General features: G+C 62.2%; 22 protein-coding genes. 10 read left to right on the plus strand and 12 right to left on the minus strand.

Annotated elements, in window-relative coordinates; translation table 11 throughout:
* Positions 1-113 precede the first annotated feature (113 nt).
* Positions 114-725 carry a glutathione S-transferase family protein gene (locus JQ611_RS13435; RefSeq protein ID WP_212263452.1) on the plus strand — a complete coding sequence of 204 codons (612 nt, stop codon included), beginning with the start codon at positions 114-116 and terminating at the stop codon, positions 723-725.
* Positions 726-924: 199 nt separating this feature from the next.
* On the opposite strand, the gene JQ611_RS13440 is transcribed toward JQ611_RS13435, so the two are convergent.
* The 3 genes from JQ611_RS13440 to JQ611_RS13450 are packed head-to-tail and all read right to left on the minus strand — an operon-like array spanning position 925 to position 2,947.
* Complete coding sequence (locus JQ611_RS13440; RefSeq protein WP_212391406.1) at positions 925-1,422, minus strand: TPM domain-containing protein; 498 nt, start codon at positions 1,420-1,422, stop codon at positions 925-927.
* A 2-nt stretch (positions 1,423-1,424) separates the two neighbouring features.
* The gene (locus JQ611_RS13445) at positions 1,425-2,315 is read right to left on the minus strand and encodes a YgcG family protein (protein ID WP_212465703.1); all 891 of its coding nucleotides are present in this window, start codon (positions 2,313-2,315) and stop codon (positions 1,425-1,427) included.
* A 20-nt stretch (positions 2,316-2,335) separates the two neighbouring features.
* Positions 2,336-2,947 carry a LemA family protein gene (locus JQ611_RS13450; protein WP_212465704.1) on the minus strand — a complete coding sequence of 204 codons (612 nt, stop codon included), beginning with the start codon at positions 2,945-2,947 and terminating at the stop codon, positions 2,336-2,338.
* Positions 2,948-3,145: 198 nt separating this feature from the next.
* On the opposite strand from JQ611_RS13450, the gene JQ611_RS13455 reads away from it, so the two are divergent.
* The 3 genes from JQ611_RS13455 to JQ611_RS13465 are packed head-to-tail and all read left to right on the plus strand — an operon-like array spanning position 3,146 to position 6,356.
* Positions 3,146-3,997, plus strand: coding sequence for an enoyl-CoA hydratase (locus tag JQ611_RS13455; protein WP_212465705.1), 852 nt, complete (start codon positions 3,146-3,148; stop codon positions 3,995-3,997).
* A 4-nt stretch (positions 3,998-4,001) separates the two neighbouring features.
* Positions 4,002-5,147 carry an acyl-CoA dehydrogenase family protein gene (locus JQ611_RS13460; protein ID WP_212465706.1) on the plus strand — a complete coding sequence of 382 codons (1,146 nt, stop codon included), beginning with the start codon at positions 4,002-4,004 and terminating at the stop codon, positions 5,145-5,147.
* Between the two features lie 12 nt (positions 5,148-5,159).
* Positions 5,160-6,356 (plus strand): acyl-CoA dehydrogenase family protein, encoded by a 1,197-nt coding sequence (locus JQ611_RS13465; RefSeq protein WP_212465707.1) that lies wholly within the window; start codon positions 5,160-5,162, stop codon positions 6,354-6,356.
* Between the two features lie 5 nt (positions 6,357-6,361).
* Here the strand turns inward: JQ611_RS13465 and JQ611_RS13470 are convergent, their stop codons facing one another.
* The 3 genes from JQ611_RS13470 to JQ611_RS13480 all read right to left on the minus strand — a co-directional run bounded on the left by JQ611_RS13470 (position 6,362) and on the right by JQ611_RS13480 (position 11,136).
* Positions 6,362-7,234 (minus strand): division plane positioning ATPase MipZ, encoded by an 873-nt coding sequence (locus tag JQ611_RS13470; RefSeq protein ID WP_212465708.1) that lies wholly within the window; start codon positions 7,232-7,234, stop codon positions 6,362-6,364.
* Positions 7,235-7,508: 274 nt separating this feature from the next.
* Positions 7,509-9,833, minus strand: coding sequence for a xanthine dehydrogenase family protein molybdopterin-binding subunit (locus tag JQ611_RS13475; protein WP_212465709.1), 2,325 nt, complete (start codon positions 9,831-9,833; stop codon positions 7,509-7,511).
* A gap of 1,075 nt (positions 9,834-10,908) precedes the next feature.
* On the minus strand, positions 10,909-11,136 hold the full coding sequence (locus JQ611_RS13480; RefSeq protein ID WP_212032756.1) for a hypothetical protein: 228 nt from the start codon (positions 11,134-11,136) through the stop codon (positions 10,909-10,911).
* 636 nt (positions 11,137-11,772) lie between these two features.
* Between JQ611_RS13480 and JQ611_RS13485 the strand changes: the two genes are divergently transcribed.
* The 3 genes from JQ611_RS13485 to JQ611_RS13495 all read left to right on the plus strand — a co-directional run bounded on the left by JQ611_RS13485 (position 11,773) and on the right by JQ611_RS13495 (position 16,034).
* Entirely contained in the window at positions 11,773-12,864 is a 1,092-nt protein-coding gene (locus tag JQ611_RS13485; protein WP_212263445.1) for a TRAP transporter substrate-binding protein, read from the plus strand.
* A 72-nt stretch (positions 12,865-12,936) separates the two neighbouring features.
* The gene (locus JQ611_RS41715) at positions 12,937-15,648 is read left to right on the plus strand and encodes an ATP-binding protein (protein WP_212390486.1); all 2,712 of its coding nucleotides are present in this window, start codon (positions 12,937-12,939) and stop codon (positions 15,646-15,648) included.
* Positions 15,645-16,034, plus strand: a complete 390-nt coding sequence (locus tag JQ611_RS13495) for a response regulator (protein WP_212032754.1) — start codon at positions 15,645-15,647, stop codon at positions 16,032-16,034. Before JQ611_RS41715 ends, JQ611_RS13495 begins: the two co-directional genes overlap by 4 nt.
* 133 nt (positions 16,035-16,167) lie before the next feature.
* Here JQ611_RS13495 and JQ611_RS13500 read toward each other — a convergent pair whose 3' ends face one another.
* The 6 genes from JQ611_RS13500 to JQ611_RS13525 all read right to left on the minus strand — a co-directional run bounded on the left by JQ611_RS13500 (position 16,168) and on the right by JQ611_RS13525 (position 24,082).
* Complete coding sequence (locus JQ611_RS13500; protein ID WP_212465710.1) at positions 16,168-17,043, minus strand: dihydrodipicolinate synthase family protein; 876 nt, start codon at positions 17,041-17,043, stop codon at positions 16,168-16,170.
* Positions 17,044-17,082: 39 nt separating this feature from the next.
* Positions 17,083-18,696, minus strand: coding sequence for a gamma-glutamyltransferase family protein (locus tag JQ611_RS13505; RefSeq protein ID WP_312011949.1), 1,614 nt, complete (start codon positions 18,694-18,696; stop codon positions 17,083-17,085).
* A gap of 635 nt (positions 18,697-19,331) precedes the next feature.
* A complete protein-coding gene (pgm, locus tag JQ611_RS13510; protein ID WP_249133146.1) occupies positions 19,332-21,008 on the minus strand; it encodes a phosphoglucomutase (alpha-D-glucose-1,6-bisphosphate-dependent) in 1,677 nt (558 codons plus the stop codon).
* A gap of 89 nt (positions 21,009-21,097) precedes the next feature.
* Positions 21,098-22,105 (minus strand): tripartite tricarboxylate transporter substrate binding protein, encoded by a 1,008-nt coding sequence (locus JQ611_RS13515; protein ID WP_249133147.1) that lies wholly within the window; start codon positions 22,103-22,105, stop codon positions 21,098-21,100.
* 58 nt (positions 22,106-22,163) lie between these two features.
* Complete coding sequence (locus JQ611_RS13520) at positions 22,164-23,072, minus strand: VOC family protein (protein WP_212390490.1); 909 nt, start codon at positions 23,070-23,072, stop codon at positions 22,164-22,166.
* A 14-nt stretch (positions 23,073-23,086) separates the two neighbouring features.
* Entirely contained in the window at positions 23,087-24,082 is a 996-nt protein-coding gene (locus JQ611_RS13525; RefSeq protein ID WP_212465713.1) for a zinc-dependent alcohol dehydrogenase family protein, read from the minus strand.
* Between the two features lie 112 nt (positions 24,083-24,194).
* On the opposite strand from JQ611_RS13525, the gene JQ611_RS13530 reads away from it, so the two are divergent.
* The 3 genes from JQ611_RS13530 (at position 24,195) to JQ611_RS13540 (ending at position 26,474) form a co-directional block, all read left to right on the plus strand.
* Complete coding sequence (locus JQ611_RS13530; RefSeq protein WP_212465714.1) at positions 24,195-24,896, plus strand: GntR family transcriptional regulator; 702 nt, start codon at positions 24,195-24,197, stop codon at positions 24,894-24,896.
* Positions 24,897-25,023: 127 nt separating this feature from the next.
* On the plus strand, positions 25,024-25,884 hold the full coding sequence (locus JQ611_RS13535; protein WP_212263438.1) for a fumarylacetoacetate hydrolase family protein: 861 nt from the start codon (positions 25,024-25,026) through the stop codon (positions 25,882-25,884).
* Between the two features lie 5 nt (positions 25,885-25,889).
* Positions 25,890-26,474, plus strand: coding sequence for an amino acid synthesis family protein (locus tag JQ611_RS13540; protein ID WP_212263437.1), 585 nt, complete (start codon positions 25,890-25,892; stop codon positions 26,472-26,474).
* The last annotated feature ends 12 nt before the right edge of the window (positions 26,475-26,486 follow it).

Here is a 26,486-nt window from a genome sequence, read left to right on the forward strand (position 1 = left end):
CCAAATCACGCTCGCCGGCCTTCGGCTGCGGTCGATCCATTTGACAAAATTTATGGCGGCCTGTTCAACAACAGCAACAACGACGCCTCCAAGAGGCATGGGGAGAGAGCACCATGAAACTTTACGACTCGGTCGGACCGAATCCGCGCATTGTCCGCCTGTTCATGGCGGAGAAGGGCATCGAGATGCCGAAGCAGACGGTCGACCTGCGCAAGGGCGAAAACCGCGAGGCCGAGCACCTGAAGCGCAATCCGCACGGCCAGATGCCGGCGCTTGAACTCGACAATGGCAGCTATCTCTCGGAAGTCATCCCGATCTGCGAATATCTCGAGGAGAAGAACCCGACGCCTGCGATGATCGGGACGACGCCGGAAGAGCGCGCCGAATGCCGGATGTGGACGCGCCGCGTCGATCTCAACATCTGCGAGCATCTCGCCAATGGCTTTCGCTTCGGCGAGGGTCTGAAGTTTTTCGAGAAACGCATCCTCTGCGCGCCCGAAGCCTCGCCCGGCCTGAAGATGATCGCGGCCAACCGCCTGCAATGGCTCGACGGACAAATGGCCGGCAAGGACTATCTCTGCGGCAAGCGCTTCACGATGGCCGACATCCTGCTCTATTGCTGGCTCGATTTCGCCGGCACGGTCGGCCAGCCGCTGGATCAGACCAACGCCAATATCGTGGCGTGGATGGCGCGGGTTGCGGAACGGCCGTCGGTGAAGGCGTAGGTAAGGCCCGTGTCTTACCCTCCCCTGGAGGGGGAGGGTCGACTCGCATGGAGCGAAGCGAAATGCGAGACGGGGTGGGGTGAAGGTCCCTCAACTCGGGCACCGCTCGCGAGGAGAGACTGTCACCCCACCCCGCCGCTTCGCATCGACCCACGAGCAAGCTTCGCTTGTCTCGGACCCCTCCAGGGGAGGGTAAGAGCTAAATCACCACCGGCTTGTCCGGCAGCTCATTCATCCCGCCGCCCTGCGGCGGAAAATGCGCTGCCAGTTGCCTCGACACGGCCTCGATCCCCTTGATCACGCCGCGTTCGAAATTTCCCGCCCGAAATTCCGTTTCCATCTCGACGCAGATTTTCTCCCAGCCGGCGGTGCCGACGTGTGCGTGGATGCCGCGGTCGGCGACGATTTCGACGTCGCGGTCGGCCAGCAGGAGATAGATCAGCACGCCATTGTTGTGCGCGGTGTCCCAGATCCGCAGTTGCGAGAAAACATCCAGCGCGCGTTCCCGCGCCGGCTGGTTCCGGAACAGCGGCGCGCCGTCGAGCGCGCCTTCGACCACGAAGCGGACCTGGCCGGAATGCGTGGCCTCACCCGCCCTAATCGCCGCCTCGATCGCGGCCAGCACCTTCGGCGGAAAGTCACGCCGCTCCCGCCAGCGGTGTTGGAGCAGATGCCTGCCAATGCGTTTGATGCCCATATCTACCAGCTCCCCGACGCGCCGCCGCCGCCGAAACTGCCACCCCCGCCGCCGCTATCGCTCGAGCTGCTGCTCGAACTGCCACCGGACCATGAGCCGCCGCTGCTGCCCCCTGACCAACCGCCGCTTCCACTGCTCCCCGGCGACGACGACACAATGGTGTCGCTGAACAGCACGAAAAACACTGCGATCAGCCCTGCGAATATGGCTGCGGCCAGCGAGCCGAACAGGAACCAGGCAATCAGCGTCACCACGCCGCCGCCGACGCCCGCGCCGACCAGCCGGCCGAGCATGGTCCGCATCAACCCACCGAACAGGAACACCGGGATCAGGAGAAACGGATTGAACATGGCGTCGACGTCGAACAGCCCTGACTGATGTTGCCAATGCGGCGGCTCCGGCTCCGGCAGTTTCTCGCCATCGATGATCCGGATCATCTTGTTGAGGCCGGCCGAGACGCCGCCGGCGAAATTGCCGGACTTGAATTTCGGCGTGATCTCCTCGTCGATGATGCGCTTGGTGGTGACGTCGGTCAGCGCGCCTTCGAGGCCATAGCCGACCTCGATGCGAAGATGACGATCGTTCTTGGCGATGACGAGCACTGCGCCGTCGTCGATCTTCTTGCGGCCGATCTTCCAGGCTTCCGCCACCCGGAGTGAGAATTGCTCGATCGCCTCGCCGTCCGTCGTCGGCACAACCAGAACTGCGATCTGGCTGCCCTTTCGCGCCTCGAAACTTCGGATGGTCTGGTTAAGCGAAGCGATATCGCCGCTGGTGAGCGTCCCGGTCTGATCGACCACGCGCCCGACGAGCGGTGGCACCGCGACGACGGCCAGGGCTGAAGCAGCCCAGAACACGAGCAGCGCAAGAATGGAAACTCTTGCAGCATTCATTGCGATTGATCTTTGATCCGCTACTTCGCGGGCGCGGCCGGTGTCGGATTGAAATCCACCTTCGGCGCCGTGGATATTTCCTTCTCGTTCTCGACCGCGAAGTTCGGCTTTTCCTTGTAGCCGAACATCATCGCCGTCATGTTGTTCGGGAAGGTGCGGATACCGACGTTGTAGTCCTGCACCGCCTTGATGTAGCGGTTGCGCGCCACGGTAATGCGGTTCTCGGTGCCTTCGAGCTGCGCCATCAAATCCTTGAACAGCGCGTCGGATTTCAGCTGCGGATAGTTTTCGGTCACGACCAGCAGGCGCGAAAGCGCGCTGGAGAGTTCACCCTGGGCGGCCGTGAATTTCTGGAACGCGGCGGGATCGTTCAGCACTTCGGGTGTCGCCTGAATGCTGCCGACCTTGGCGCGGGCGTTGGTGACCCCGAGCAGCACGTCCTTTTCCTGCTGCGCAAAGCCCTTCACCGAATTGACGAGGTTGGGCACGAGATCAGCGCGCCGCTGGTACTGGTTCACCACCTCCGACCAACCCGCCTTGACCTGCTCGTCATTGGTCTGGATGGCGTTGTAGCCGCAATTGGTCAGGCTCAGCGTCGCCAGCGCCGCCAGCACGGTCCAAAATCTGCGCATAAAACACTCCCGGTATTATTTCGTGTCACGGTATCAGAATGTCGTGCTTTCACACAATTATTCCGGGGCTGGGCCTAATGACCCATCCCGGAATGACGGCGGTGATTGAATGAACTTCGGGCCGCTTTCGTTCCGATGGCTCTTGCCTATCGTCGGCTGAAATAGTCACATGGCCGAATAATAATAACGGGAGGGCCCATGACCGCATTCGAAACCATCGTCGTGGAGCGGCCGGAGCCGCGCATCGCGCGGATCGTGATGAACCGGCCCGAGGCGCGCAACGCGCAGAACCTGCAAATGACCTACGACCTCAACGCCGCCTTCGATGCGGCCGTGCAGGATGACGCGGTCAAGGTCATCATTCTCGCAGGAAGCGGCCCGCATTTTTCCGCCGGGCACGATCTGCGCCCTAGCAGCAAAAACGAAGCCGGGGTGGATTTTCCGCCGGTCGGAAATTGGGGCGGCTTTGCCGAACCCAATGCCCATGGCCGCTTCGCCCGCGAGCAGGAGATCTATCTGCAGATCACGCGGCGCTGGCGCAACCTGGCGAAGCCGACCATTGCGGAAGTGCACGGCAAATGCATCGCCGGCGGGCTGATGCTGGCCTGGGCCTGCGACATGATCGTCGCAAGCAGTGATGCCGAGTTCTGCGATCCCGTGGTCACCATGGGCGTGTGCGGCGTCGAATGGTTCGTGCATCCCTGGGAACTCGGCCCACGCAAGGCCAAGGAATTGCTGTTCACGGCGGATACCTGGAGCGCGGACGAGGCGCACCGGCTCGGCATGGTCAACCACGTCGTGCCGCGCGCGGAGCTTTCCTCGTTCGTGATGGCGCTGGCGCAGAAGATCGCGGCGAAGCCATCGTTCGCGCTGAAGCTGACCAAGGAGGCCGTCAACCGCTCGGTCGACGTAATGGGACAGCCCGCGGCGATCGACCAGGCGTTCGCGCTGCATCAGCTCTGCCATGCGCATAATCTTCAGGAATTCGGAATGGTGGTGGACCCCGCGGGGCTTCATCCTTCCGTCAGGAAGCAGGCATCGGTGAAGTAGAGCTATGGACCTTACATTGAGCGATGAGCAGCGGTTGCTGCGAGAGAGTGCCGAACGTTTTGTGGCCGGAACTTATAACGCCGAGCATCGCCGCCGGATGGCGAGCGAACCGCTCGGCTTCAGCGCCGAAATCTGGAAGCAGTTCGCTGAACTCGGCTGGCTGGCGTTGCCGATCGCCGAGGAGCATGGCGGGCTCGGCGGCGGCGCGGTCGAGGTCGGCATCCTGATGGAAGCGTTCGGCCGCGGGCTGGTGTCCGAACCCTATCTCTCGACGGTCGTGATCGGCGCGGAATTGATCGGCGCCTGCGGCAGCGAGGCGCAGAAGCAGGCGCTACTGCCCAAGGTCGCCGACGGTTCGCTCTATCTGGCATTCGCACATTCGGAACGCGCGGCGCGGTTCGATCTGGCTGAGGTCGCGACCACTGCGTGGAAGACGGCAGAGGGATGGCGCCTCGACGGCCGCAAGACCGCGGTGCTCGACGGCAATGCCGCCGGGCGGATCATTGTTTCGGCACAGATCGCCGACGACAATGGGGTGGGAGAGCTCGGCCTGTTCCTGGTGCCGGCGGAGGCGGCTGGTCTCACCAAGCGCGATTTCCCGCGACTCGGCGGCGGCCGCGCATGCAACCTCGAACTTCGCGGCGTCCACGTGGGCGCCGACGCCGTGCTCGGCGACGGCAGCGATGCGCTGCCGGCGATCGAGGCCGTGGTCGACCGCGCAATGGCCGCACTCGGCGCGGAAGCCGTCGGCATCATGCAGACGCTGCTGGATCAGACGCTCGAATACACGAAGATTCGGAAACAGTTCGGCCGGCCCCTGTCGGCCAATCAGGTGATCCGCCATCGGCTCGCCGACATGGCGATGAACTGCGACGAGGCCCGCTCGATGGCGCTGCGCGCCGCGCTGATGATCGATGCCGAACCTATCGCGCGCGGCCGCGCCGCCTCGGGCGCCAAGGCCAAGATCGGCAAATGCGCGCGCTTCGTGGCCGAACAATCCGTGCAGTTGCACGGCGCGATGGGCGTCACCGAAGAGCTCGACATCGGCTCCTACTTCAAGCGGCTGCTCGCCTTCGACACGTTGTTCGGCGGCAGCGCCCATCATTATCGCCGCCACGCCGCCCTCGGCGGCCGAACCATTCAAGCCTAGCGGGAGCGCCACATGGATCTCACCTTCAGCGCCGAGGAGCGCGCCTTCGAACAGGAAGTCCGCGACTTCATCGCGCAGAATCTGCCGGCGGAAATGAAGCACGCGCAGTCGCTGACCCCATCGGTTTTTTCCGATCCGGATATCGGGATCGCCTGGCAGAAGGCGCTGCACGCCAAGGGCTGGGGCGCGCCGGGATGGCCGGTGGAGCATGGCGGGCCGGACTGGACCCCGGCGCAGCGCTGGATTTTTGAAGCCGAATGCGCCCGCGCCGGTGCGCCGAATGTCAATGTGATGGGCGTCAAGATGGTCGGCCCCGTCATCATCGGCTTCGGCTCGCCGGAGCAGCAGAGTTTTTACCTGCCGCGGATTCGCTCCGGCGAGGATTATTGGTGCCAGGGCTATTCCGAGCCGGGCTCCGGCTCCGATCTCGCCTCGCTGAAGACGCGCGCGGTGCGCGACGGCGACGATTACATCATCAACGGCACCAAGATCTGGACCACGCATGCGCATCACGCCAACCGCATGTTCGCGCTGGTGCGCACTAATGAGACCGAGCGGCAGCAGGACGGCATCTCCTTCATCCTGATCGACATGAAGAGCCCGGGCATCACGACAAGGCCGATCCTCACGATCGGCGGCGACCACGAGGTCAACCAGGTGTTCTTCGACGATGTGCGCGTGCCTGTCGCCAACCGGGTCGGCGAGGAAGGCAAGGGCTGGACCTACGGCAAGTACCTGCTCGAGTTCGAACGCGGCTCCGGCATCGCCTCGGCCAAGTTGCGCGAGGCGCTGAAGACGGTATCCGACCTCGCCGAATCCGAGGCCACCGGCCGCGCTATCGACGATCCCGATATTTCGATGCGGATGTCGGAGATCGAGGTCGATATCGACACGCTCGAGATGACCGAGCTGCGGGTGCTGTCAGCGCTGCAGACCGGGCAGAATCCCGGCGCGGTGTCCTCGCTGCTCAAGCTGCGCAACAGCGAAATCCGCCAGGCGGTCACGCGCCTCGGTGTCGATGTGATCGGCCATGACGGCCTCTATGTCGAGCCGATGCGGCCGTTCTACAAGCTCAACGAGGCGCCGGGGATTCCCGAGGAGATGCTGCCGGTGGTGCCGGAATATCTCAACAGCCGGGCGTATACGATCTTCGGCGGCTCGTCGGAGATCCAGCGCGATATTATCGCGAAGATGGTGTTGGGATTGTAGGACGATCAGGCCACTTCCTGCTGCCGGCCGACGATTTCGTGGGCCGTTGAGGCGTTGCCGAGGCCGATTGCCGTGAGCAGCTTCAGCATCTCCAGCCGCGCGGTGACGTGCGACATGGTGGGGCGGCTGCCCAGCGTGATCTCGTCGAGGTCGTCGACCGCGGTGAGGCCCCGCGGATAGAATTCGCGGAAGATCACCCGTTCGGCCAGGCCCTCGACGCAGCGGAAGTTCAGCCGCTGTGACAGCTGCTGGATGCTCTCGCCGACGAGGCGCTTGTTGCGCGAGCCGAGCGTCGAGAGCCGGTTGCGCAGCACGATCCAGTCGGTGACGCCGAGATAGCGTACGCGGCGCCTGCCGCGCGCTTCTTCCACCATCTCGGCATAATGGCTGGTGCCGGTGACGCGGAAGGTTTCGGGGTCGACGGTGCCGAGCACGTCGAGATCGACGAAGCTGTCGTTGAGCGGCGTGATCAGCGTGTCCGCCATCGCATGCGCGACGTGCGTCAGATAATCGTCGTGACCGGGGGTGTCGATGATGACGACGCCATAGCGGCCGGCGAGCGTCTCGACGGTCTTCTCCAGAGCCCGGCAACCAGCGGCCTGTTCATCAGCCGAGGGATAATCGAGCTGCTGGAAGCAAAAATGCTGGGGCATGCCGAGGTCGCGGCCGACATGACGCGCCCAGGCGCGCCGGTTCTCGATGTGATGGGTGAGGCTTTTCTGCCTGGTATCGAGATCGATGGTGGCAACCGCCTGGCCCGACTTGATCAGGGCGATCGCGATATGCATGGCGACGGTCGATTTTCCCGACCCGCCCTTCTCATTGCCGACGACGATCACACGAGCAGACAGTGCCCGCATCGCACCTTCAACCGACATCGGATCGCCCCCGAGAGTCTGATTACGTTCTTGCTTCTTGCTCTGCGATCATTGGGCTTGATTCGGCGGAATCCCGCAACCGTGAGGGGTGCTGATTTTTGAGGCGTGCTGCTTTGAGTCGCACCGCGCTCAGTAGCCGTCATTCCGGGGCGCGCGATGCGCGAACCCGGAATCCATTTCACGACGGAGCGTGCGGCGCGATGGATTCCGGGCTCATCGCTTCGCGATGCCCACAGATGCGCGATCGCGCATCGGGGGATGACGACGGGTGTGGTTACGCCCCCGCCCTCGCATCCCGGATCGCCTGCCAGACCTTGGCCGGCGTCAGCGGCGTGTTGAGCTGCTTGATGCCGAGCTCACTCAAGGCATCCATCACGCCGTTGGTGATGCAGGGCGGGCCGCCGATGGCGCCGGATTCGCCGCAGCCCTTGGCGCCCAGGGGATTGGTGCGACAAGGCGCGGAATCATCCAGCGTCACCTCGATGGGCGGAATGTCGTCGGCGCGCGGCACGCAGTAATCCTGATAGCTCGCGGTCAGCAATTGTCCTTCCTCGTTGTAGGACACGCCTTCATACAGCGCCTGCCCGATGCCCTGCGCGACGCCGCCATGCACCTGTCCGGTGACCAGCATCGGATTGACGGCGATGCCGACATCGTCGACCGTGGTGTAGCGCACCACCTTGCTGACGCCGGTTTCGGGATCGATCTCGACCTCGCAGATGTGCGTGCCGTTCGGCCAGCTCGGGCCGTCAACCTCGCCCTCGCTGTCGACGCTGAGCCGCGCGCCGTCTTCCTTCTTGGCGATCTCGAACAGGCTGATCCGCCTGTCGGTGCCGACCACCGTGAGAAAGCCGCCCTGATACTCGATATCGTCGATCGAGGTCTCCAGGACATTCGACGCCTTCTCGCGCGCCTTGTTGATCATGTCGTTGGTGGAAACGGCCACCGCCGTGCCGCCGACGAACAGCGAGCGCGATCCGACGCTGCCGAAACCGGTGGCGAGATCGGTGTCGCCCTGCACGACGTCGATCTTGTCCATGGGAATACCGAGCGTATCCGACACCATCTGGGTGTAGGTGGTCTGCAGGCCCTGCCCCATCGCCATGGTGCCGGAATGCAGGATGATGCGGCCTTCTGCCGTCGCGTGCAGTGAGACCTTTTCGGTGTGCGCGCGGCCGCCGGTCCATTCGATGTAGCTGGTGAGGCCGCGGCCGTAGAGCAGGCCCTTCTTCCTCGCGGCTTTCTTGCGCGCATTGAAACCGTCCCAATCGGCGAGATCGGAGGCGCGTTGCATCATGTGCGCGAACGCGCCGGAATCGTACACCTGGCCGGCGGCGTTGGTGTAGGGCAATTGCGCCGGCTTGATGTAATTGACCTTGCGGATAGCGCGCGGGTCCATGCCGATCTGGCGCGCGGCGGCGTCCATCAGCCGCTCGACGATGAACACGGCTTCCGGCCGGCCCGCGCCGCGATAGGCGCCAACCGGCGCGGTGTTGGTCATCACGGATTTGACTTCGAAATGCACCAGCGGAAGATCATAGACGCCGGTCTGCACGAACGGCCCGAGCACCAGCGGGATGATGTTGCCGGCGCCGCTGCTGTAGGCGCCGGTGCCGCCGATCGAGCGCACGCGATAGGCCAGCACGCGGCCCTTGGCGTCGAGCGCGAACTCGCCGGTCGAGGTGAGGTCGCGGCCATGGGTTCCGCCGACGAATTCATCGGTGCGATCGCCGCGCCAGCGGATCTTCTTGCCGAGCTTGGTCGCGGCATAGGCCACCACGCCGTCTTCCGGATAAAGGCTGGTCTTCTGCCCAAAACCGCCGCCGATATCGCCGACCAGCACGCGCACGCTTTCCTTCGGCCGCTTCAAAATCGATTCGGCGAGCAGATCGCGGGTCGAGCCCGGCGTTTGCGATTGCACGTGCAGGATCAGCCGGCCGGATTTCTTCTCGATCTCGGCAATGGTCGAGCGCGGCTCCATCGCCGATGGAATCAGCCGCTGGCTGACCAGGTCGAGCGACACGGTATGCGCAGCCCTGGCGAAGGCCGCTTCGACCTTGGCGGCATCGCCATAGCTCATGGCGCCGACGATGTTGTCGGGCGCTTCGGGCCACACGACAGGCGCGCCGGGCTTGACCGCTTCGACGGGATCGACCACCGATGGCAGCACCTCGTAATCGACCGCGATCGCTTCCGCCGCGTTCTGCGCCAGCACCCGTGAGGTCGCAACCACAGCTGCGACCGGCTCGCCGGCGAAGCGCACGATTTCATGCGCCAGCAGCCGCCGCGGCGGCACCGTCATCGGCGAGCCGTCCGGCCGCTTGAAGATCGCCAGCGTCGGGATGGTGCCGATATCGTCCCTGACCAGGTCGGCGCCGGTATAGATCGCTTCCACGCCCGGCAGCTCCGCCGCGGCCTTGGTGTCGATCGAGACGATTTTGGCGTGGGCATGGGGCGAGCGCAGCACGTGCAGCCACAGCGCGCCCTCCTCCGGCCTGTCGTCGATGAACTGCCCCTTCCCGGTAAGCAGCCTCTGGTCTTCCAAACGCTTGACCGGCTGGCCCGCACCAAAACGCATATTGCCGGGAAGAATGTTCATCAGTTGGTCCTTCGATTTTCTTCGCAAAGTTGGGTGGGTTCTAGCCGATAGATAGGGTGTGAGCCAACCCTATGGAAGCGCCTGAGAAATGGGCAATGGTCTTGCTCAGCTTCGTCCCGGCCTCACTATCGTCGTCGTCCCGGCCTTGAGCTCAGATGCGCAATTGCGCATCGGGGGACCCATACGCCGCGGCGCTCGTTGTTGCGGAAGGTATTTAACGTCAGCGCTCTCGTTGATCGGCCGCGGCGTATGGGTCCCGGGTCAAGCCCGGGACGACGGCGGTGTATGTTGTTACACCATCCAAACGCAATTTCGCGATCTCGCGGCACAATGCGCCCGAGTTTTGCTATTGAACTTCCCGCCCTCGAAGACAGAGGGCGCAGGGAATGCCGGATGCGCGCTGCACCCGCGGTCCCGTGTGCGATTGTGCTAAGAAAGCTGCACACGAGCATACAGGGCAGCGGAGAACATCCGACATTCCCTGCGCAGTGGCTCTACGGCTTATGACGCGCTCTCCCCGGTGAGACGGCCTCTATTGCCACCGTCGCCCTTCGGAAGCGTTGGCTCCCGAAAGACTTGACGCCGTTACGGGCGCCATGACCACACGCTTTCGCCGTACGCTTCAGCCGCGACCGTCAATCGCAACGTCAGCGTCCACCGCATCCCCGCCCCTCGTCATGACGACGGCCGACGCCCCTCTGAGTGGGACGGGATGGGCATAGATGTGCAGGTGATTTGGGGTCGAAGGAAAGGGAAATATTTTGATTTTCGGAAATTCTTGACTTGACACGATTTCCGTAAACCGGAATTGATTTGCCCGTCGGGTTGTTTTGTCGCACCGCGGGTCCCGAACTGTGCTTGCCGGCGGGGCGAAGCAGTTTGCGGTCTGCAACATCAACCTGAAGGCCAAAGCAGATTTGAGCGGGCTGGCGACACGGCGTCGCGCAGAATCACACCCGATTCTGCCGGACGTTATCCACCCCCGGAACCGCATGTCTGTTCCCGGAGGTAATGTCAGTAACCAGATCACGACGCCGATCACATCACCAGAACAGCGATGCGATCATGGAATCCTCTACACCCGCGGTGGCAGATAGATGCACACCGGGAGGTTGGCGACGCAGACATGACAATTACCATCGGGCGAGGCGCGCAGCGTCCATCTCGGAAACGTCCTGTCTCGCCAGCGCCAGCCGTCATCGCCGAGATCGATCACCTCGTTGCACGGCACCGGGCGGCAATGATGATCTTCGCAACATTCGTGCGAATACAGCATGTGGATGAGGATCAGCACCGTCTTCATCTTCGTCATCCTTGGCGATGATAGCTGGTGACGTTCACCATCAGCAGTCGGTTTGTCCGATGGCCGTCCTATCCGCACACCGCAGTTTGCCTTAAATGTGACCTGTGGATCACCGACACCTATTGTGCACTGAGCGGACGAGATGCGCTCCACGCTTGATGTCAGTTCACGGCGTCAGAGCGCACATCACTGATGCGAGGACCGACTTTCGTTTTTGCCCCGAAGCGGACGTGTCGTCGACGCTACCTTGTGGGTTCGTCAGCCCTCTCGCGGTTGCGAGATGGACAGCCATTCTCTTGATCGTTGGCTCGCGTTGAAAATCAAGCGTCTGCAGATGGCTGTTTAAACGTCGAAAGCGAAGAAAGCTCTGGTCGCGGTCATGATTTGCGATAGGGTGCGGAAGCTTGTCCGATGGTTCAGCGATTAGGACGTTACCGGTGCAGTCAGCCGCACCTGTGCAGGAGCCCTGACCCTATCGGTGTGAAGTACATTGCAGACCCGCGCGGTTGGGTATGCTATTAACCATTTCAGTTTCTCGCGATCTTACGTGCCGACCAGTGGACGCTTCGGTTGTCCTTGGGTCGCCTACACCAGTTACATGGAAATAGGGCTGCCTGTAAAACGGGAGGAGAGACTATGGATCGCCGCCAATTCGTTGCGGGCGCGAGCATTGCGGTCGCAGCCGCTTCTGCCTTTCCAGCGCCTGCCATCGCCCAAGGCGCACGCGAACTCAAGATGGTCACCATATGGCCGAAGGGCTTGCCGGGCCTGCAGTCAGGCGCCGAACGTGTCGCACAGTCGATTACGACGCTGTCGGGCGGCCGAATGCAAGTCAACGTCTTCCCCGCCGGTCAGCTGGTCGGCGCAATGGAATCGTTCGATGCCGTCTCCTCCGGACTGGCTGATCTCTACCACGCATCAGAAGTCACATGGGCGGGCAAGTCCGCCACCTTCGCCTATTTCTGCAACGTCCCGTTTGGATTTACCCCGGACGAGATCAACGCATGGGTTTACTACGGCGGTGGTCAGGCGCTGTGGGACGAGCTGAGCGCCGGGTTCGGCCTCAAGGCGTTCCTGTGCGGCAATACCGGTCCTCAGATGGGCGGCTGGTTCACCAAGGAGCTCACAAGCATCGATGCCTTCAAGGGCCTGCGCTATCGCATGCCCGGCCTGGGTGGCGACGTGTTGCGCCGGCTGGGCGCCGTGGTGGTTACCTTGCCGGGCGGCGAGATCATTTCGTCACTTCGATCAGGCGCGATCGACGCGAGCGAATTCGTGGGTCCCTGGGTTGACATGGCGTTAGGCCTGCACAAGGCGGCCAAGTACTACTACTATCCGGGCTTCCATGAGCCGGGGGCGGCGGTCTCGCTTGCCGTAAACAAGAAACTTTGGGAAAGCCTCGGCAGCACCGACAAAAGCATAATCGAGGGTGCCGCCGCGCTCGAGAACACACGTTCCCTTGCTGAGGCCACCGCCGCTAACGCCACTGCACTCGAGGAGCTTGTCAAAGATCCCGCGATCCAGATCCGCAAGGTCGATGACGCGATCTTGCTGGAGTTCGGCAAGATCTCCGGCGAAGTTCTATTCGAGTTAAGCCGCAAGGACGACCTGGCGCGGCGGGTCTACGACAGCTTCATGAAGTTCCGTACCGCGGCCGTTCGCTGGAGCGACGTTTCGGAACGCGCGTTCCTGAATGCGCGGGCGCTGCCGTATCCATTTGGAGGGTGACGGAGGCATTTCGCACCCTCAGGCCAAGGCGAGAACATGGGTCTGGCGAGGTCTAGCCGGTCAACAGCGCTCATGAGTCCGAACCTGCGGACATGGGTGCCATCTCGGCTCGGCGTAGCAAACCGACTGCTATTGGCCTTCCTCGGAATCAGCGGCCTGGGTGTCGTCGGTGCGACCGTTGCAATCTTCTCCTTCCGCGATATCGGCCAGGCTCTCGATCGCATCACGGCACGACGCGTGCCCGCCGCACTGGCTTCAGTGGAAGTATCGCGACGGGTCGAACGGATTGTTTCCGCCGCGCCGGCCCTGCTCTCTGCTGCCACGCCAGCCGATCACAACGAGAGTTCGCAGAGGATAGGCGTCGAGATGCAGGAGCTCGCCGCACTGCTGGAAAGCCTCGAGCACCGTGGCGCCGACAGCGATGCCCTCGGCTCAATGCGATCGGCCGTTGGTCGTCTGCGGACCAATCTTGAATCGCTGGACAAGCTGGTCGCGGATCGCATGATCGTAAGCGCGCTGAAGCGCGGCCATTCGAGCAACGCGCTCAGTACTCACAATGAAAGCCAAAGCCTGCTGGCACCCTGGCTCCAGATTGTCGAGGGGGAGGTCGCGCAATCGCGCCGCGCGTTCGACGACGCCAAGACAAGCGCCCAGGAACGGATTGCGGCCGGCAGCGGGCTGGTCCGCTCCACGGCGTCCTATCATGCACTCCAGCGCGTGCAGTTTCTCATTACGTCGGTAAGTGACAGGTTGCAGCAGATCTCGGCAGCAAGCGATTCAGACAGCGTGCGTGTGCAAATGTTTCGAATCCAGCAATCCCTGCGTGAGACGAGGCAGATAACACCCAACCTGGATCCGAGATTGCAACCGCTTCTGATTGGCAGGCTCGAGGAATTCCGTGCACTTGTCGAGGGGATCAACAGCATTCCCGAGTTGCGGTTGCAAGAGCTTGGCATCGTTGCTCAGGCTACCCGCAACCTGACGGAGAATGCTGCGCTCTCGCGAGACCTCACTCAGGCGGCGAATCGCCTCGTCTCAATTGCAAACCGCGATATCGTGCAGGCTAATGATGAGGCGTTCGCGGTTCAGCGATTCAGTTCGACCGTCCTGATCGCAGCGGTAGCGCTCAGCCTACTCAGCTCTATCGGGATAGTTTGGTTGTATGTGGGGCGCAACATCGTCTCGCGGTTGACCGCACTTAGCCGCAGCATGCTGGCGATTGCCGAGGGCAATCTTGCGACCAGCGTACCGACCGGGGGTAGCGACGAGATCTCGGAGATGGGCAGAGTAGTCGAGGTTTTGCGTAAGAACACGCTCGAACGGAACGAATTGCTGATAGAGAGAGAGCAAACGGCCGTGCGGCTCGAGAAGCAAGTCGAGGCGCGCACCATCGAGCTGGCCCGGTCGGTTGAGGAGCTTCGCGCCCTCGGCGAGGTCAGCCAGGCGGTCAACTCGACCATTGATTTGCAAACGGTGCTGTCCACGATCATCTCGAAAGCGGTCCAACTATCGGGCACCGACGCCGGCACAATCTATGCGTTCGACGATGCCCGTCAGGAATTCCGATTGCGCGCCAGCTACGGCATGGACGAGGCGTTGGTCGCAGCCATAAAGGACCGCAACGTCCGCCTGGGCGAGACCCTGATCAGTGAGGCGGCGATACAGCGCAGGCCCGTTCAGGTTGCCGACATTAGCAAGGATCCTACGTTGGTCCTCGACATCATCAGGCGCGCTGGATTCCGTGCGCTGCTGGCTGTCCCGCTGTTAGGCGCAGACCGGATCGTCGGCGCGCTGGTGGTCCGTCGCAAGCAGCCGGGCGACTTCCCCCAAGGCACGGTTAACCTATTGCAGACCTTCGGGGCACAATCGGTACTAGCCATCCAGAACGCTCGCCTCTTTGACGAGGTACAGTCGCGCACACGCGAATTGGCGAAGTCGCTGGAGGGCCTGCGGGCTACGCAAGACCGTCTCGTCCAGACTGAGAAGCTTGCCTCGCTCGGCCAGTTGACGGCCGGCATCGCGCACGAGATCAAGAATCCGCTCAATTTCGTAAACAATTTTTCGGCCGTTTCCGTCGAGCTTGTCGATGAACTGCGGGAGGCACTTGCAAGGGCCAGCCTTGCTCCCCAGTTGCGAGGCGAGATCAGCGAGATTTCGGATATGCTGCAGGACAATCTTGACAGGGTTGTGCAGCACGGCAAACGGGCCGACTCGATCGTCAAGAATATGTTGCTGCACTCGCGCCAGGGATCCGGGGAGCATCAGCCCACCGATATCAATGCCGTCGTCGAGGAGAGTCTCAATCTCGCATACCACGGTGCACGGGCAGAGAAGCAGGATTTCAATGTCACGCTGGAGAAGTCCTTCGATCCTGCGGCCGGCGAGGTCGATATGTTTCCACAGGAGATTACGCGCGTGCTGCTTAACCTCATCTCGAACGGTTTTTATGCGGCGACGAAACGGAATTTGGAAGCCAACGGACGCGGCTACGAACCCACGCTTGCCGTTCTGACCAGAAATCTGGGTGAGAGCGTCGAAATCAAAATTCACGATAACGGTACGGGAATTCCAGCCGAGGTGAAGGAAAAGATGTTCGATCCGTTTTTCACCACAAAACCCCCGGGCGAGGGGACAGGCCTCGGTCTTTCGCTCAGTTACGACATCATCGTAAAACAGCATGCGGGATCGATTGAGGTCGATACGCAGCCCGGCCAATTTACCGAATTCCGGATTGTCTTGCCGCGGCGCGCTGCGAAGCTCGCCCAATTGGGAGAGCGCTCGTGAACCTTCTTATTCTTGTTGTCGACGACGAACCGGATGTGGAGGCGCTTTTTCGCCAACAGTTTCGGCGCGATATCCGCGCAGGCCGGTTCACGATGGAATTTGCGCAGTCTGGTGACGTCGCGCTCTCGCGCATAAGCGAAGCGCGTGAGCAATCGCTCATTCTGATCCTGTCGGACATCAACATGCCGGGAATGAGCGGCCTGGAAATGCTTCCCAAAGCGAAGGCGATACGGCCGGATGTCCCGATCATCATGATCACGGCCTATGGCGATGCAGAAACCAAACGCCGGGCGCTGGATGGCGGCGCCGAGGCGCTTCTGACAAAGCCGATCGACTTTGGGGCACTCCGTGGCAAGATTGACAGTCGTGTTGAAAGGGCTGCGTGACTGGACGAATGTCCGTTGTTGGGCACGAAGCGGACCCAAGTCATTGTCCGCTCTTCTTTGGCTTTTGGCGGAACGGCGGACATGGGCGCCATCGATCCAGCCCGATTTATGATTGCACGACCTGGCAAGCCAGCTAGCTGACATCCCTTAACGCTGCCTCGACCACCTTGCGCTGCTCCGCCGTCAGCGCCGCCTGCGGCGGGACGGGGGCGCCGACGGCGTAGCCTTGAATCTCAAGGCCGGCCTTGATGCAGGCCGCGAGGTTGAAGCGGGCGAAGGCTTCGTTGATGCGCCACAGCTTGCGCTGCAGTGTCAGCGCCTCATCCCAGCGCTTGGCCTGACAGAGGTTGTAAAGCTCGACGCTCTGGCGCGGGATGATGCAGGCCGGGCCCGCCATCCAGCCGAGGCCGCCGATCAGCATCACCGCCGCCGGAATGTGGGCCGAGGCCGAGAACACTTTGATGCTGTCGCCGCAGCGGTTCATGATCGACAGCAGCCGCCCGGTGTTGGTCGAGGCGTCCTTGATGTAGCCGATGCGCGGATGCGCGGCGAGGCGTTCGATGACGTCGAGCGTGAGGTCCGAACGCTGGAATTGCGGGTTGGTGTAGATCACGACGGGAATCTCGACCGCGTCCGCAATGGCGCGGAAATAGGATTCCACCTGCGTGTCCGAAATCGGAAAATACGCTTCGAGGATTGCGAGGATGCCGTCGGCGCCGAGCTTCTGATACGCCTTCGCCTGCGCCACCGCATCGGCCGTCGAGGTGGAGGCGACGCCGGCAATGACAGGCACGCGGCCTTTGGCTGCCTCGATCGTGGTCTGCACCACGGCGGTGCGCTGCTTCTCGTTGAGATAGGCGAACTCGCCGGTCGACCCGAGCGGCGTCAGCCCGTGCACGCCTGATTTGATCAGATCGTCGCAGAGGCGCGCGAGCACCTCGGTGCGGATGCGGCCTTCGGGATCGATCGGTGAAACGAGGTAAGGAAAGACGCCGTGCAGATCAGTCATTGAGAGAAACGCCTCTTAAGAAACGGGCATGGTTCAAGTTCAGGAAGCCGTAAGCGCCATACCGTCGGTTGCTGGATCAGCGCCACCTTGCAGCCCTTCAGAAGAAATCTTGATGCCGTGTACCCAACCGAATGTGTGGCTAAGTGCGGATCGTACCGTCTGATATCCGAGCCCATTCAGCGCCCGTTCGGCAGAGCGCGGGATCCGGTTCGAGAGATCGATGATATCGCTGGTAGCCGAAAAGCGGGGCGCTGAGACCGCCTCCAACATCGACATTTCGAAGTCGAGGACGTTCAACGACACCTGGAGTACACCCATGGCGATCTGGGTCGCACCAGGTGCTCCGATCACCAGGACGGGCTTGTCATCCCTGAAGACGATCGACGGACAAATGGAAGAGAATCTCGCTTTTCCGGGCGCCAGCGAGCCGGCTCGCCCGGGCCGCGGATCAAACACACCCATACATCCATTGTACATGAAACCCAATCCATTGGTGATCACGCCGGACGGCAAACCAAGTGAATGGGTCATCGAGATGCAGTTGCCTTCGGCATCGCATATCGAAACCTGTGTCGTGTCCTTGCTCGGGAGGCCCGCATTGAGCCTGACCACGTTGACCTTGTCGCCACGCTTGATGCCTTCAGCGATTTCGGCGCAGTGCCCTTTCGAGATCAAGCGATCGGTCGGAACGTCAACAAAGGAAGGGTCGCCGATAAAGCGATCCTTGTCGCGCGTTGCGGCCTTCATGGCTTCGGCAACGACGCGAATGTATTCGACACTGTTGTGACCGATAGACTTCAAGTCGAAATTCTCGAGCGTGCGAAGCATCTCCAGCAGCATGATGCCGCCGCCGGGCGCCTGATTTGTCGTAACAATTGAGTTTCGATAGGTGGCTGAGAGAGGCTTGTTTCTTACGGTCTGCAGCTTCTCGAGATCAGAGCGGCGCAACAGACCGCCGTGAGCCCGCATGTCTGCGTCGATGGCATCGGCGATCTCGCCGCGAAAGAATGCGTCAGGCCCATCCTTCGCGATGGCCCGCAGCACGTTTCCATAGTCCCGATTGACGACGCGGTCTCCCACACGCTTTGGCGATCCGTCCGGTCTGCAATAAAGCGCCTTGGCCGATGGGACGAATGAAATTCGATTGGCGTTGCCCACCCGGCCCATCGTTCCTTCTTCCGACCACCAGGCGTGGACATGCGGCCGGACGTTCCAGCCATTTTCCGCGTAATCAATGGCCGGGCCAAACAGCTCCGACCAGGGCAGTTTGCCGAGATCACGGTGCGCGTCGGCAAAGGCTCTCAGCGAGGAGGGCACGCAGATCGATTGATAACCGATGTCGTTCACGTTCCCTTTGAGAATGAAGCCGTATCCGTCACGCGCTTCGCCCACGATCAGATCCTGCCACATGTCAGGTCGTACGGCTGATGGCGCAGGGGCATGGAAATCGTAGTAGGTATGCACCTTCTTCGACGGGAAATAGGCGGCCAGACTTCCGAAACCGGCAATTCCGCACATCATGGGGTCAACGACTGTCTGAACCAACGCTGCCGCGATGGCGGCATCGATCGCATTGCCGCCGGCGACGAGGATGTCCCTGCCCGCCTCTGTGGCCTCGGGTTGCGGAGTTACCACCATGCCCTTGTGCGTCACGTTCTTCTCCCTGGCGCCGTGAGTTGACATCCGGTCGCTGCAAGGAGCGAAGCAGCTAAGAATTCTTTTGGCAACAGATGGATCGGCATGGGCCTCTGCGAGACAAGGCAAGTTGCTGGGTTTGCCCCTTAGCAGAAAATCCACAAGGCTCATTGCTCGGTCGAAATGATCTCCCCAACGTCAGTTGCCCATGCCAGCAACGAGCACGCCATAGCGAAGATCACCGCAAAAACGCCAAGTACCCAAGCGCCAGTGAAAAGAGCACACGTCACACCAGATGCAAGGAGGGAAGCAGCTCCGACGCATAAGAGCCGCCCCCAACCTCCCGCATTCCTCAACGCCTGATCAAAAGAGGCGCAGAGAAGGAGCAACAGCAGTTCAGCTAAATTGATGGAGGGGTGGGGCCACCACCATCGCCCGGCAGTTTTCGTTGCCAAAATAGACACTCAGGAAGGTGCCCTGCAGGGCCGAGCAAACCAAAGATCAAAAATCGCTTCATGCTGCAAAGTCTAGTTTAGCGACATGATCGCCGCCTAGATCGATTCACCCTTAACAGGCGCTGTATTCGATCCTCCGACTTCGGCCCTTCAACGGACAGGCCTTCGCGCCGGGACAAGCCCGGCCATGACGGAATATCAAAACGCCTTCGCGATCGCGGCCCTGGCATCGCTCTGGATTTTGCCCAGATGATCCTTGTCGCGAAAACTCTCGGCGTAGATCTTGTAGACGTCTTCGGTGCCCGACGGCCGTGCCGCGAACCAGCCCTGATCGGTCTCGACCTTGATGCCGCCGAACGGCTGATCGTTGCCGGGCGCCTTGGTCCGGATCGCCGTCACCGGATCGCCAGCCATTTCCGTCAGGCCGAGTTGTTCCGGCCCGAGCGCCTTGAGCGCGTTCTTCTGCTTCGGCGTCGCCGGCACGTCGATCCGCGCGTAGACGGGCGTGCCGAGTTCGGCGGTCAGTCCCGCAAACAGCTCGCTGGGATTGCGGCCGGTCTTGGCGAGGATTTCGGCCGCCAGCAGCCCCATCACGACGCCGTCCTTGTCGGTGGTCCAGACCGATCCGTCCCGCTTGAGGAACGAGGCGCCGGCGCTTTCCTCGCCGGCAAAGCCGAATGCGCCGCTGCCGAGGCCCTCGACGAACCATTTGAATCCAACCGGAGTCTCGACCAGCTTGCGGTTCAGCTTTTTCGCAACGCGATCGATGATCGAACTGGAAACGATGGTCTTGCCGATCGCGGCATCCCTGCCCCATTGCGGCCGGTGCTCGAACAGATAGGCGATCGCAGCGGCGAGGAAATGATTCGGGTTCATGAGGCCGCCGGTGCGGGTGACGATGCCGTGGCGATCGGCGTCGGTATCGTTGGCGAAGGCAACGTCAAACCTGTCGCGCATCTGGATCAGGCTCGCCATCGCGTAAGGCGAGGAGCAATCCATCCGGATCTTGCCGTCCCAGTCCGCGGTCATGAAGCGGAAGGTGGGATCGACGACATCGTTCACAACAGTGGCGTTGATGCCGTAATGCTCGATGAGCGGCTGCCAATAGTGCACGGCGGCGCCGCCGAGCGGATCGATGCCGATTTTCACGCCGGATGATTTGATCAGCGCCATGTCCACGGCGTTGCCGAGATCGGCGACATAGGGGCGGATATAATCATACAGATGCGTCGTCGGCGCCTTGCGGGCGCGCTCATACGGCATCCGCGCCACACCCTTCATGTCCGCCGCCATAAAGGCGTTCGCGGCTTTTTCCACCCTGGCCGTGACATCGGTATCGGCCGGCCCGCCATGGGGCGGGTTGTATTTGTAGCCGCCGTCCTCGGGTGGATTATGCGACGGCGTGATGACGACGCCATCGGCAAGGCCGCTCGTCCTGCCCTTGTTGTAGCTCAGGATCGCGTGCGAGATGACCGGCGTCGGCGTGTAGCCGCCGCGATCGTCGATCATGATATCGACGCCGTTGGCGGCAAACACTTCCACCGCGCTCACCAGCGCCGATTCCGCCAGCGCGTGGGTGTCGATGCCGATGAACAGCGGGCCGGTCAGCCCGGTTTCGCGGCGGTAGTCGCAGATCGCCTGCGTCGTCGCCAGAATGTGGTTTTCGTTGAAGGAGTTTTTCAGCGACGTGCCGCGATGACCCGAGGTGCCGAAAGCGACGCGCTGCGCGGGATCGGCCGGATCGGGCTTTCCGGCGAAATAGGCCGTCATCAGGCGCGGAACATTGACGAGATCAGCGGAACCGACCGGTTTACCCGCGGCAGGATTGGTTGCAGTCACATGGCCTCTCAGGAAGGAGTGGTTTCCTGAGAACATACGCGAAAGGACGGCGGCGACAAAGGCGCTTTCGGCCGCTCACCATGCCGGAAATGCAAGCAGGAACCGCCATGACGATGCCTTGATCGTCACAGCCGCGGAATATTCGCTGTCTTGATCACGTCGGCCCATTTTACGATTTGCGACTGGATCAGCGCGCGCATCTCCTCCGGCGTACTGCCCTGCACGTCGCCGCCGATCGCGGTCTCCAGCGCCGCCCTGGTTTCGGGATCGGCGAGGGTTTCCAGAACAGCCTTGTTGAGGCGCTTGATGATCGCCGGTGGCGTGCCCTTCGGCGCCAGCAGGCCCGCCCAAGTGCGCACATCGAATCCCCTGACGCCGGATTCATCGGCCGTCGGAACGTTTGGCAAGAGTTTGCTGCGCGCAGGTGACGTCACGGCCAGCCCGCGAATGGCCCCGCTCTCGATCTGTGGCGCCAGCAGCACCGGCGTTCCCACGATCATTGGAATCTCGCCGCCGAGCAGCGCGGTGACGGTGAGCGAATCGCCGCGATAGGGAACGTGCACCATCTTGATGCCGGCCGTGGTTTCCAGAAGTGCGCCGGCCAGATGGTGGGTGCTGCCAAATCCAACCGAAGCGTAATTGAGCTCGCCGGGCTTTGCTCTCGCGAGCGCGATCAATTCGCCAAGTGATTTGGCCTCGTAATCGGCGCGAACCGCGATCACGAGCGCGTAGTAGACGGCGGTCGAGATCATCTCAAAGCTGTCGACGGAATCGTAAGGCAGCGACTTGTAGAGTGCCGGGGATATGGCGTGGGCGCCAGTGACGAGCCCGATCGTGTAGCCGTCGGGCTCGGCCTTGGCGATCTGGGCCGCGGCGAGATTGCCGCCCGAGCCAGGCTTGGCCTCGATCACGATCGGCTGGCCCAGCCGCTTCGCGAGCCCGTTCGCCAGGATGCGCGACAGGGTGTCGGCTGCGCCGCCGGCGGCGAAACCGTGGAGCAACCGGATCGGCCGGGTCGGATAATCCTGGGCGCTGGCAGCGCTAATCGATCCCGCGATCGTGGCGATGAACAGCATCGCGAACAGTCGCCCGAACGAATAGCGACGAACTGAACTGCGCGCTGATCCCGCCATTTTCGTCTCTCCCCATATCGATCATTGTGTTCGTGTTAGCCGTGGAAGTTCCGCGCACTTACTTCCCGCCGCGCATCTTCGGCGAGAACTCCGCCGCATCAGGCGAAGGACCCACGCCCCAGATGTCGCGCGGCAATCCGATCCAGGTCTTCGGACGCTGCGGCCGGTCGCGATGCCAGGGACGCGGCTCGAAATAGCCGAGCTCCTCGTCGGCCATGCGGTCCATGTCGTAGAACAGCTCGATGAGATAGCCATCGGGATCGCGATGATAGGTCGCGATGTTGTGCCCGGGGCCGTGGCGCACCGGTCCCCATAGCAGCGGGATCTTTCGTCGTCCGAGCAGGTCGCAGGCCTGCTGCATGTGGGAAGCATCGCGCAGTTCGAACGCCATGTGATGCAGCCGCGCGTCAGTGCCGCGCGCGAAATTGACGGCGTGATGCTCGAACCCGCAGCGCATGAAGACGAAGTTTTCCTCGATCCGGTCTGAATCGCGGAAACCCAAAACGTCGGAATAAAATCTTGCGGTCCGGTCCGGATCGGGCGCGTACATCGCCATGTGGCCGAGCTTGCTGACGACGATGCCCCGCACCTGTTCGCTCGGCGGGGTGAATTGCCACTGCGTGAACAGCTCGATCTGCCGGCCGTCGACATCTGAGAAAACCAGCGTCCGCGGTATTCCCGGCGCGGAATCGGAGCGGATCTCGGATTTGATGCCGAGATCATTGAGCTCTTTGCCGACGTCCGCCAGCTCGACATCGGGGCCGATCTCGAAGGCCATGGCCTTGCAGGAGGAAGCCGTATCCTGCTCCAGAACCAGCGTGAGTTCGCCGGACTCCGAGGCGAACAGCGCGCGACCGGCCTGCCTTTCGACAATGCCGAGACCGATGATCGCTTGATAATATTCGATCTGCTGTTCGATATCGGCAGTCGCGAACGTCGCGTGCCTGATGCGCTTGACTTTTATCATCGCACTCTTCCCCGTCAGTCCCGCGTCATGATGATCTTGCCGAGCGCCTGGCCGGAATCCAGCAGCTCATGGGCCCGGCGCACCTCGGACAGCATGAAGCGGGCAAAGATCGCCGGCTTGATGGTTCCGTCAGCCAGATGGCCGATCATGCGCTTCATGATGGCGCGCCGGCCTTCGCGGTCGTGGTCGTAGATGTGGAACGAGAAACAGCGGATCGCGGGGCAGACATCGAGATGCTTGCGCATCTCCTCCATCATGTTCTGCGTCGGCAGACCGTCGAACGCGTTGTAGGAAACCACCGTTCCCCACTTGGCCAGCGCGCGCAGATGGGTGAAGAAATCAGGACCGCCGACGTGATCGAGCACGAGATCGACGCCACGTCCGCCGGTCAGTTCACGCACGCGCGCGACGACGTCTTCGCCGCGATAGTAGATGATGCCGTCGGCGCCCATCGCGCTGGCGAAGACCGCCTTCTCCTCCGAGCTGACGGTGCCGATCACGGTCATGCCTGCAAGCTTTGCAAGTTGCACCAGCGACGAGCCGACGCCGCCGGCCGCGCCGATGACGAGCACCGATTTCGGCAGACGCGCCGATCCGCATTCATTCAGCAGCGCCCACGCCACCTGGTAATTGGCAAGGCAAACCGCGGCCTCAAGATCAACCTGCTCGGGCAGCAGATGAACGGCATCCGCCGGGGCTGCGACCATCTCGGCGTAGCAGCCACCGCGCTGCGCCAGATCGCGGGCGCTCAGCAGCACCTTTTGTCCGACCTTGATGTCACGCACTCCGCTGCCGACGGCCTCGATCCGGCCCGCCACGTCGTTGCCGGGGTTGGCCGGCAGCGGCGGCATCCATTTGTAGACGCCGCTGCGGATCAGCTTGTCGGGTTGCCCGACCCCGAAGGTTTCAGCCCGGATCAGCACGTCGGTTTCGCCGGGCTCCGGCATCGGGACGTCCTGATATTGCAGGGCGTCCGGCCCTCCCGGGCGATGTACCAAGACAGCCTTCATGCGCGCTCCCACCCATCCTCAATCCATATTTTCGAAAATACTATCGCTTACGAAAATTATTGCAACAGCATTCTCGCCTCGATAGACTCAAAGGCGATCGGAGAGCGATTCCATGAACGTAACGGCCTTCAAGCGCCGAAAGGAATTCGGCAAGACGCTCGCGTCCGATATCGCGCATCGGATGCGCAACGAGATCGTGACCTGCCGGCTCAAGCCCGGCGAGGTGCTCAAATTCGACACGCTGCGGCTGGCCTATGGCGCGAGCTTCACGACGCTGCGCGAGGCGCTGACCTGTCTTGCCGCCGAGGGGCTGGTGGTGGCCGAGGAGCAGCGCGGCTTCAAGGTGGCGCCGATCAGCCTTTCGGATCTGATCGACCTGACGCGCGCGCGCATTCTGATTGAGGTCGATTTGATCCGCCGCTCGATCGAAAATGGCGATGATGACTGGGAAATCGCGGTTATTTCGTCGATCCACCGGCTTGGAATCATCGAGGGGCGCGAGGTCGAGGACTACGCCGACAATCCGGAATGGAAGCTGGCGCACCGGGAGTTTCACGAATCCCTGGTGGCAGCATGCGGCTCGCCGACCCTGCTTGGCATTCGGCAATCACTGTTCGAACGCGCCGAGCGCTATCGCAATATCTCGGCAAGGTTCCGGCCACGTCCGCGCGACAAGGCGGGCGAGCACCGTGCGCTGATGAAGGCCGCCGTCGGCCGCGATGCCGACCGCGCCTGCGAGCTGATCGCAAAACACATCCAGAGCACCACCGACAACGTCATCAAATACGCTTCGGAATTGTTCAGCCGGAATTGAACCCGATCGGGCCTTGGCGACCGTGCGGAAATGCGCGCTCCCGAGCCGAAAATGAATTCCGCTTGTTTAATTTTCGAAAATAGTGTCTTTTACGGAAATCTTAAATCAGGGTCCGAGGATCGCGTTCATGAAGCTCATCTCCTTCCTGCGGCAGCAGACCGAAACCTGGGGCGCCGTGCGCGGCGACGAGGTCATCGACCTCGGCAAGGTGCTCGGCGGGACGCTGGCGGATTTCGTCGGCAGCGCGAAATTCGCCGAGCGGGAGCAGATCGCCGCCGCCCACAAGGCGGACCTGAAACTGAGCGAGATCAGTTTTCTGCCTGTGATCCCGCGGCCCGAAAAGATCGTCTGCGCCGTGCGCAACTACCTCGATCACCACAACGAGGCGGTCGCATTCGGCATGAAGCGCGAGATCACCGAATTTCCGCCGATCTTCCTGCGGGTCTGGCGTTCGCAGGTCGCGCACAACGCGCCGGTGGTTCGGCCAAAAGTGTCCGACAATCTGGACTGGGAGGGCGAACTCGCCGTCGTGATCGGCAAGGGCGGCCGCCACATCAGCCAGGCCGACGCCTTGAATCATGTCGCCGGCTATTCGATCTACAACGACGTCAGCGTCCGCGACTGGCAGCGGCATGCGCAGCAGATCGCATCCGGCAAGAATTTCGTCGGCACCGGCCCGTTCGGTCCATGGCTGGTGACGCCTGACGAGATCGCCGATCCCACCAATCTGAAGCTTGAGACCCGCGTCAATGGCGAGACGGTGCAGTCGAGCAATACGTCGATGCTGATTTTCTCGATCCCGCGGCTGATCGAATATTCCTCGACCATTTTCGACCTCGTGCCGGGCGACGTCATCGCCACCGGCACGCCGGCCGGCGTCGGTTTCACGCGCAAGCCGCCGATCTTCCTCAAGCCCGGCGACGTCGTCGAGGTCGAGATCGAACAGATCGGTGTGCTGCGCAATCCCGTCGTGGACGAGCAAAAGTAGCGCAAATGCCCGCAGCCCATGACGTCCGCAAGACTTCGTTCAGCGTCGAGACGATCTGGCACGAGCGTGGTCCCCGCCGCGAACAGCCGCTGCTCGTCGGCACAGCGATCGCGGTGATCCGCAATCCCTTTGCCGGGCGCTATGAACCGGACCTGATGCCGTTTCAGGCCGGTTTGCGCGACCTCGGCCGCGAGCTTGCAACGGGGCTGATCGCACAGCTCGGTGGCGCCGCCGGCATCGAAGCCTACGGCAAAGGCATCGTCGTCGGCGAAGACGGCGAACTCGAGCATGGCGCCGTGTGGCACGAGGCCGGCGGCCAGGGCATGCGCGAGGTGCTTGGCCAGCCCAAGGCCATCGTTCCCGCGGCAAAGACGATCGGCGGCCCGGGCACACGCCTGATGGTGCCGCTCGGCCACGTCCACGCCGCCTATGTGCGCAGCCATTTCGGCACCGCCGAGATGACGATGTGGGACGCGCCACGCCGCGACGAAATCGCGTTCGGTCTCGTCATGGCAACCGGCGGCCGGCCGCACGCCCGCATCGGCGGATTGTCGGCCGATGCGATTTCAGTCCACGACGGCCAGCGCTGACTTCACATGCTG

It is taken from the genome of Bradyrhizobium sp. AUGA SZCCT0182 (assembly GCF_018130185.1).
GTDB lineage: Bacteria > Pseudomonadota > Alphaproteobacteria > Rhizobiales > Xanthobacteraceae > Bradyrhizobium.

Excerpts from the sequence above, each read along its gene's own strand:
- JQ611_RS13440 (WP_212391406.1), bottom strand. The coding sequence starts at position 1,422 with ATGGGCATCAAACGCATTGGCAGGCATCTGCTCCAACACCGCTGGCGG.
- pgm (WP_249133146.1), bottom strand. The coding sequence starts at position 21,008 with ATGTTCTCAGGAAACCACTCCTTCCTGAGAGGCCATGTGACTGCAACC.
- JQ611_RS13445 (WP_212465703.1), bottom strand. The coding sequence starts at position 2,315 with ATGAATGCTGCAAGAGTTTCCATTCTTGCGCTGCTCGTGTTCTGGGCT.
- JQ611_RS13470 (WP_212465708.1), bottom strand. The coding sequence starts at position 7,234 with ATGTCGGTTGAAGGTGCGATGCGGGCACTGTCTGCTCGTGTGATCGTC.
- JQ611_RS41715 (WP_212390486.1), top strand. The coding sequence starts at position 12,937 with ATGAGTCCGAACCTGCGGACATGGGTGCCATCTCGGCTCGGCGTAGCA.
- JQ611_RS13485 (WP_212263445.1), top strand. The coding sequence starts at position 11,773 with ATGGATCGCCGCCAATTCGTTGCGGGCGCGAGCATTGCGGTCGCAGCC.
- JQ611_RS13460 (WP_212465706.1), top strand. The coding sequence starts at position 4,002 with ATGGACCTTACATTGAGCGATGAGCAGCGGTTGCTGCGAGAGAGTGCC.
- JQ611_RS13520 (WP_212390490.1), bottom strand. The coding sequence starts at position 23,072 with ATGATAAAAGTCAAGCGCATCAGGCACGCGACGTTCGCGACTGCCGAT.
- JQ611_RS13535 (WP_212263438.1), top strand. The coding sequence starts at position 25,024 with ATGAAGCTCATCTCCTTCCTGCGGCAGCAGACCGAAACCTGGGGCGCC.
- JQ611_RS13480 (WP_212032756.1), bottom strand. The coding sequence starts at position 11,136 with ATGAAGACGGTGCTGATCCTCATCCACATGCTGTATTCGCACGAATGT.
- JQ611_RS13515 (WP_249133147.1), bottom strand. The coding sequence starts at position 22,105 with ATGGCGGGATCAGCGCGCAGTTCAGTTCGTCGCTATTCGTTCGGGCGA.
- JQ611_RS13540 (WP_212263437.1), top strand. The coding sequence starts at position 25,890 with ATGCCCGCAGCCCATGACGTCCGCAAGACTTCGTTCAGCGTCGAGACG.
- JQ611_RS13500 (WP_212465710.1), bottom strand. The coding sequence starts at position 17,043 with ATGACTGATCTGCACGGCGTCTTTCCTTACCTCGTTTCACCGATCGAT.
- JQ611_RS13525 (WP_212465713.1), bottom strand. The coding sequence starts at position 24,082 with ATGAAGGCTGTCTTGGTACATCGCCCGGGAGGGCCGGACGCCCTGCAA.
- JQ611_RS13455 (WP_212465705.1), top strand. The coding sequence starts at position 3,146 with ATGACCGCATTCGAAACCATCGTCGTGGAGCGGCCGGAGCCGCGCATC.
- JQ611_RS13435 (WP_212263452.1), top strand. The coding sequence starts at position 114 with ATGAAACTTTACGACTCGGTCGGACCGAATCCGCGCATTGTCCGCCTG.
- JQ611_RS13465 (WP_212465707.1), top strand. The coding sequence starts at position 5,160 with ATGGATCTCACCTTCAGCGCCGAGGAGCGCGCCTTCGAACAGGAAGTC.
- JQ611_RS13475 (WP_212465709.1), bottom strand. The coding sequence starts at position 9,833 with ATGAACATTCTTCCCGGCAATATGCGTTTTGGTGCGGGCCAGCCGGTC.
- JQ611_RS13530 (WP_212465714.1), top strand. The coding sequence starts at position 24,195 with ATGAACGTAACGGCCTTCAAGCGCCGAAAGGAATTCGGCAAGACGCTC.
- JQ611_RS13450 (WP_212465704.1), bottom strand. The coding sequence starts at position 2,947 with ATGCGCAGATTTTGGACCGTGCTGGCGGCGCTGGCGACGCTGAGCCTG.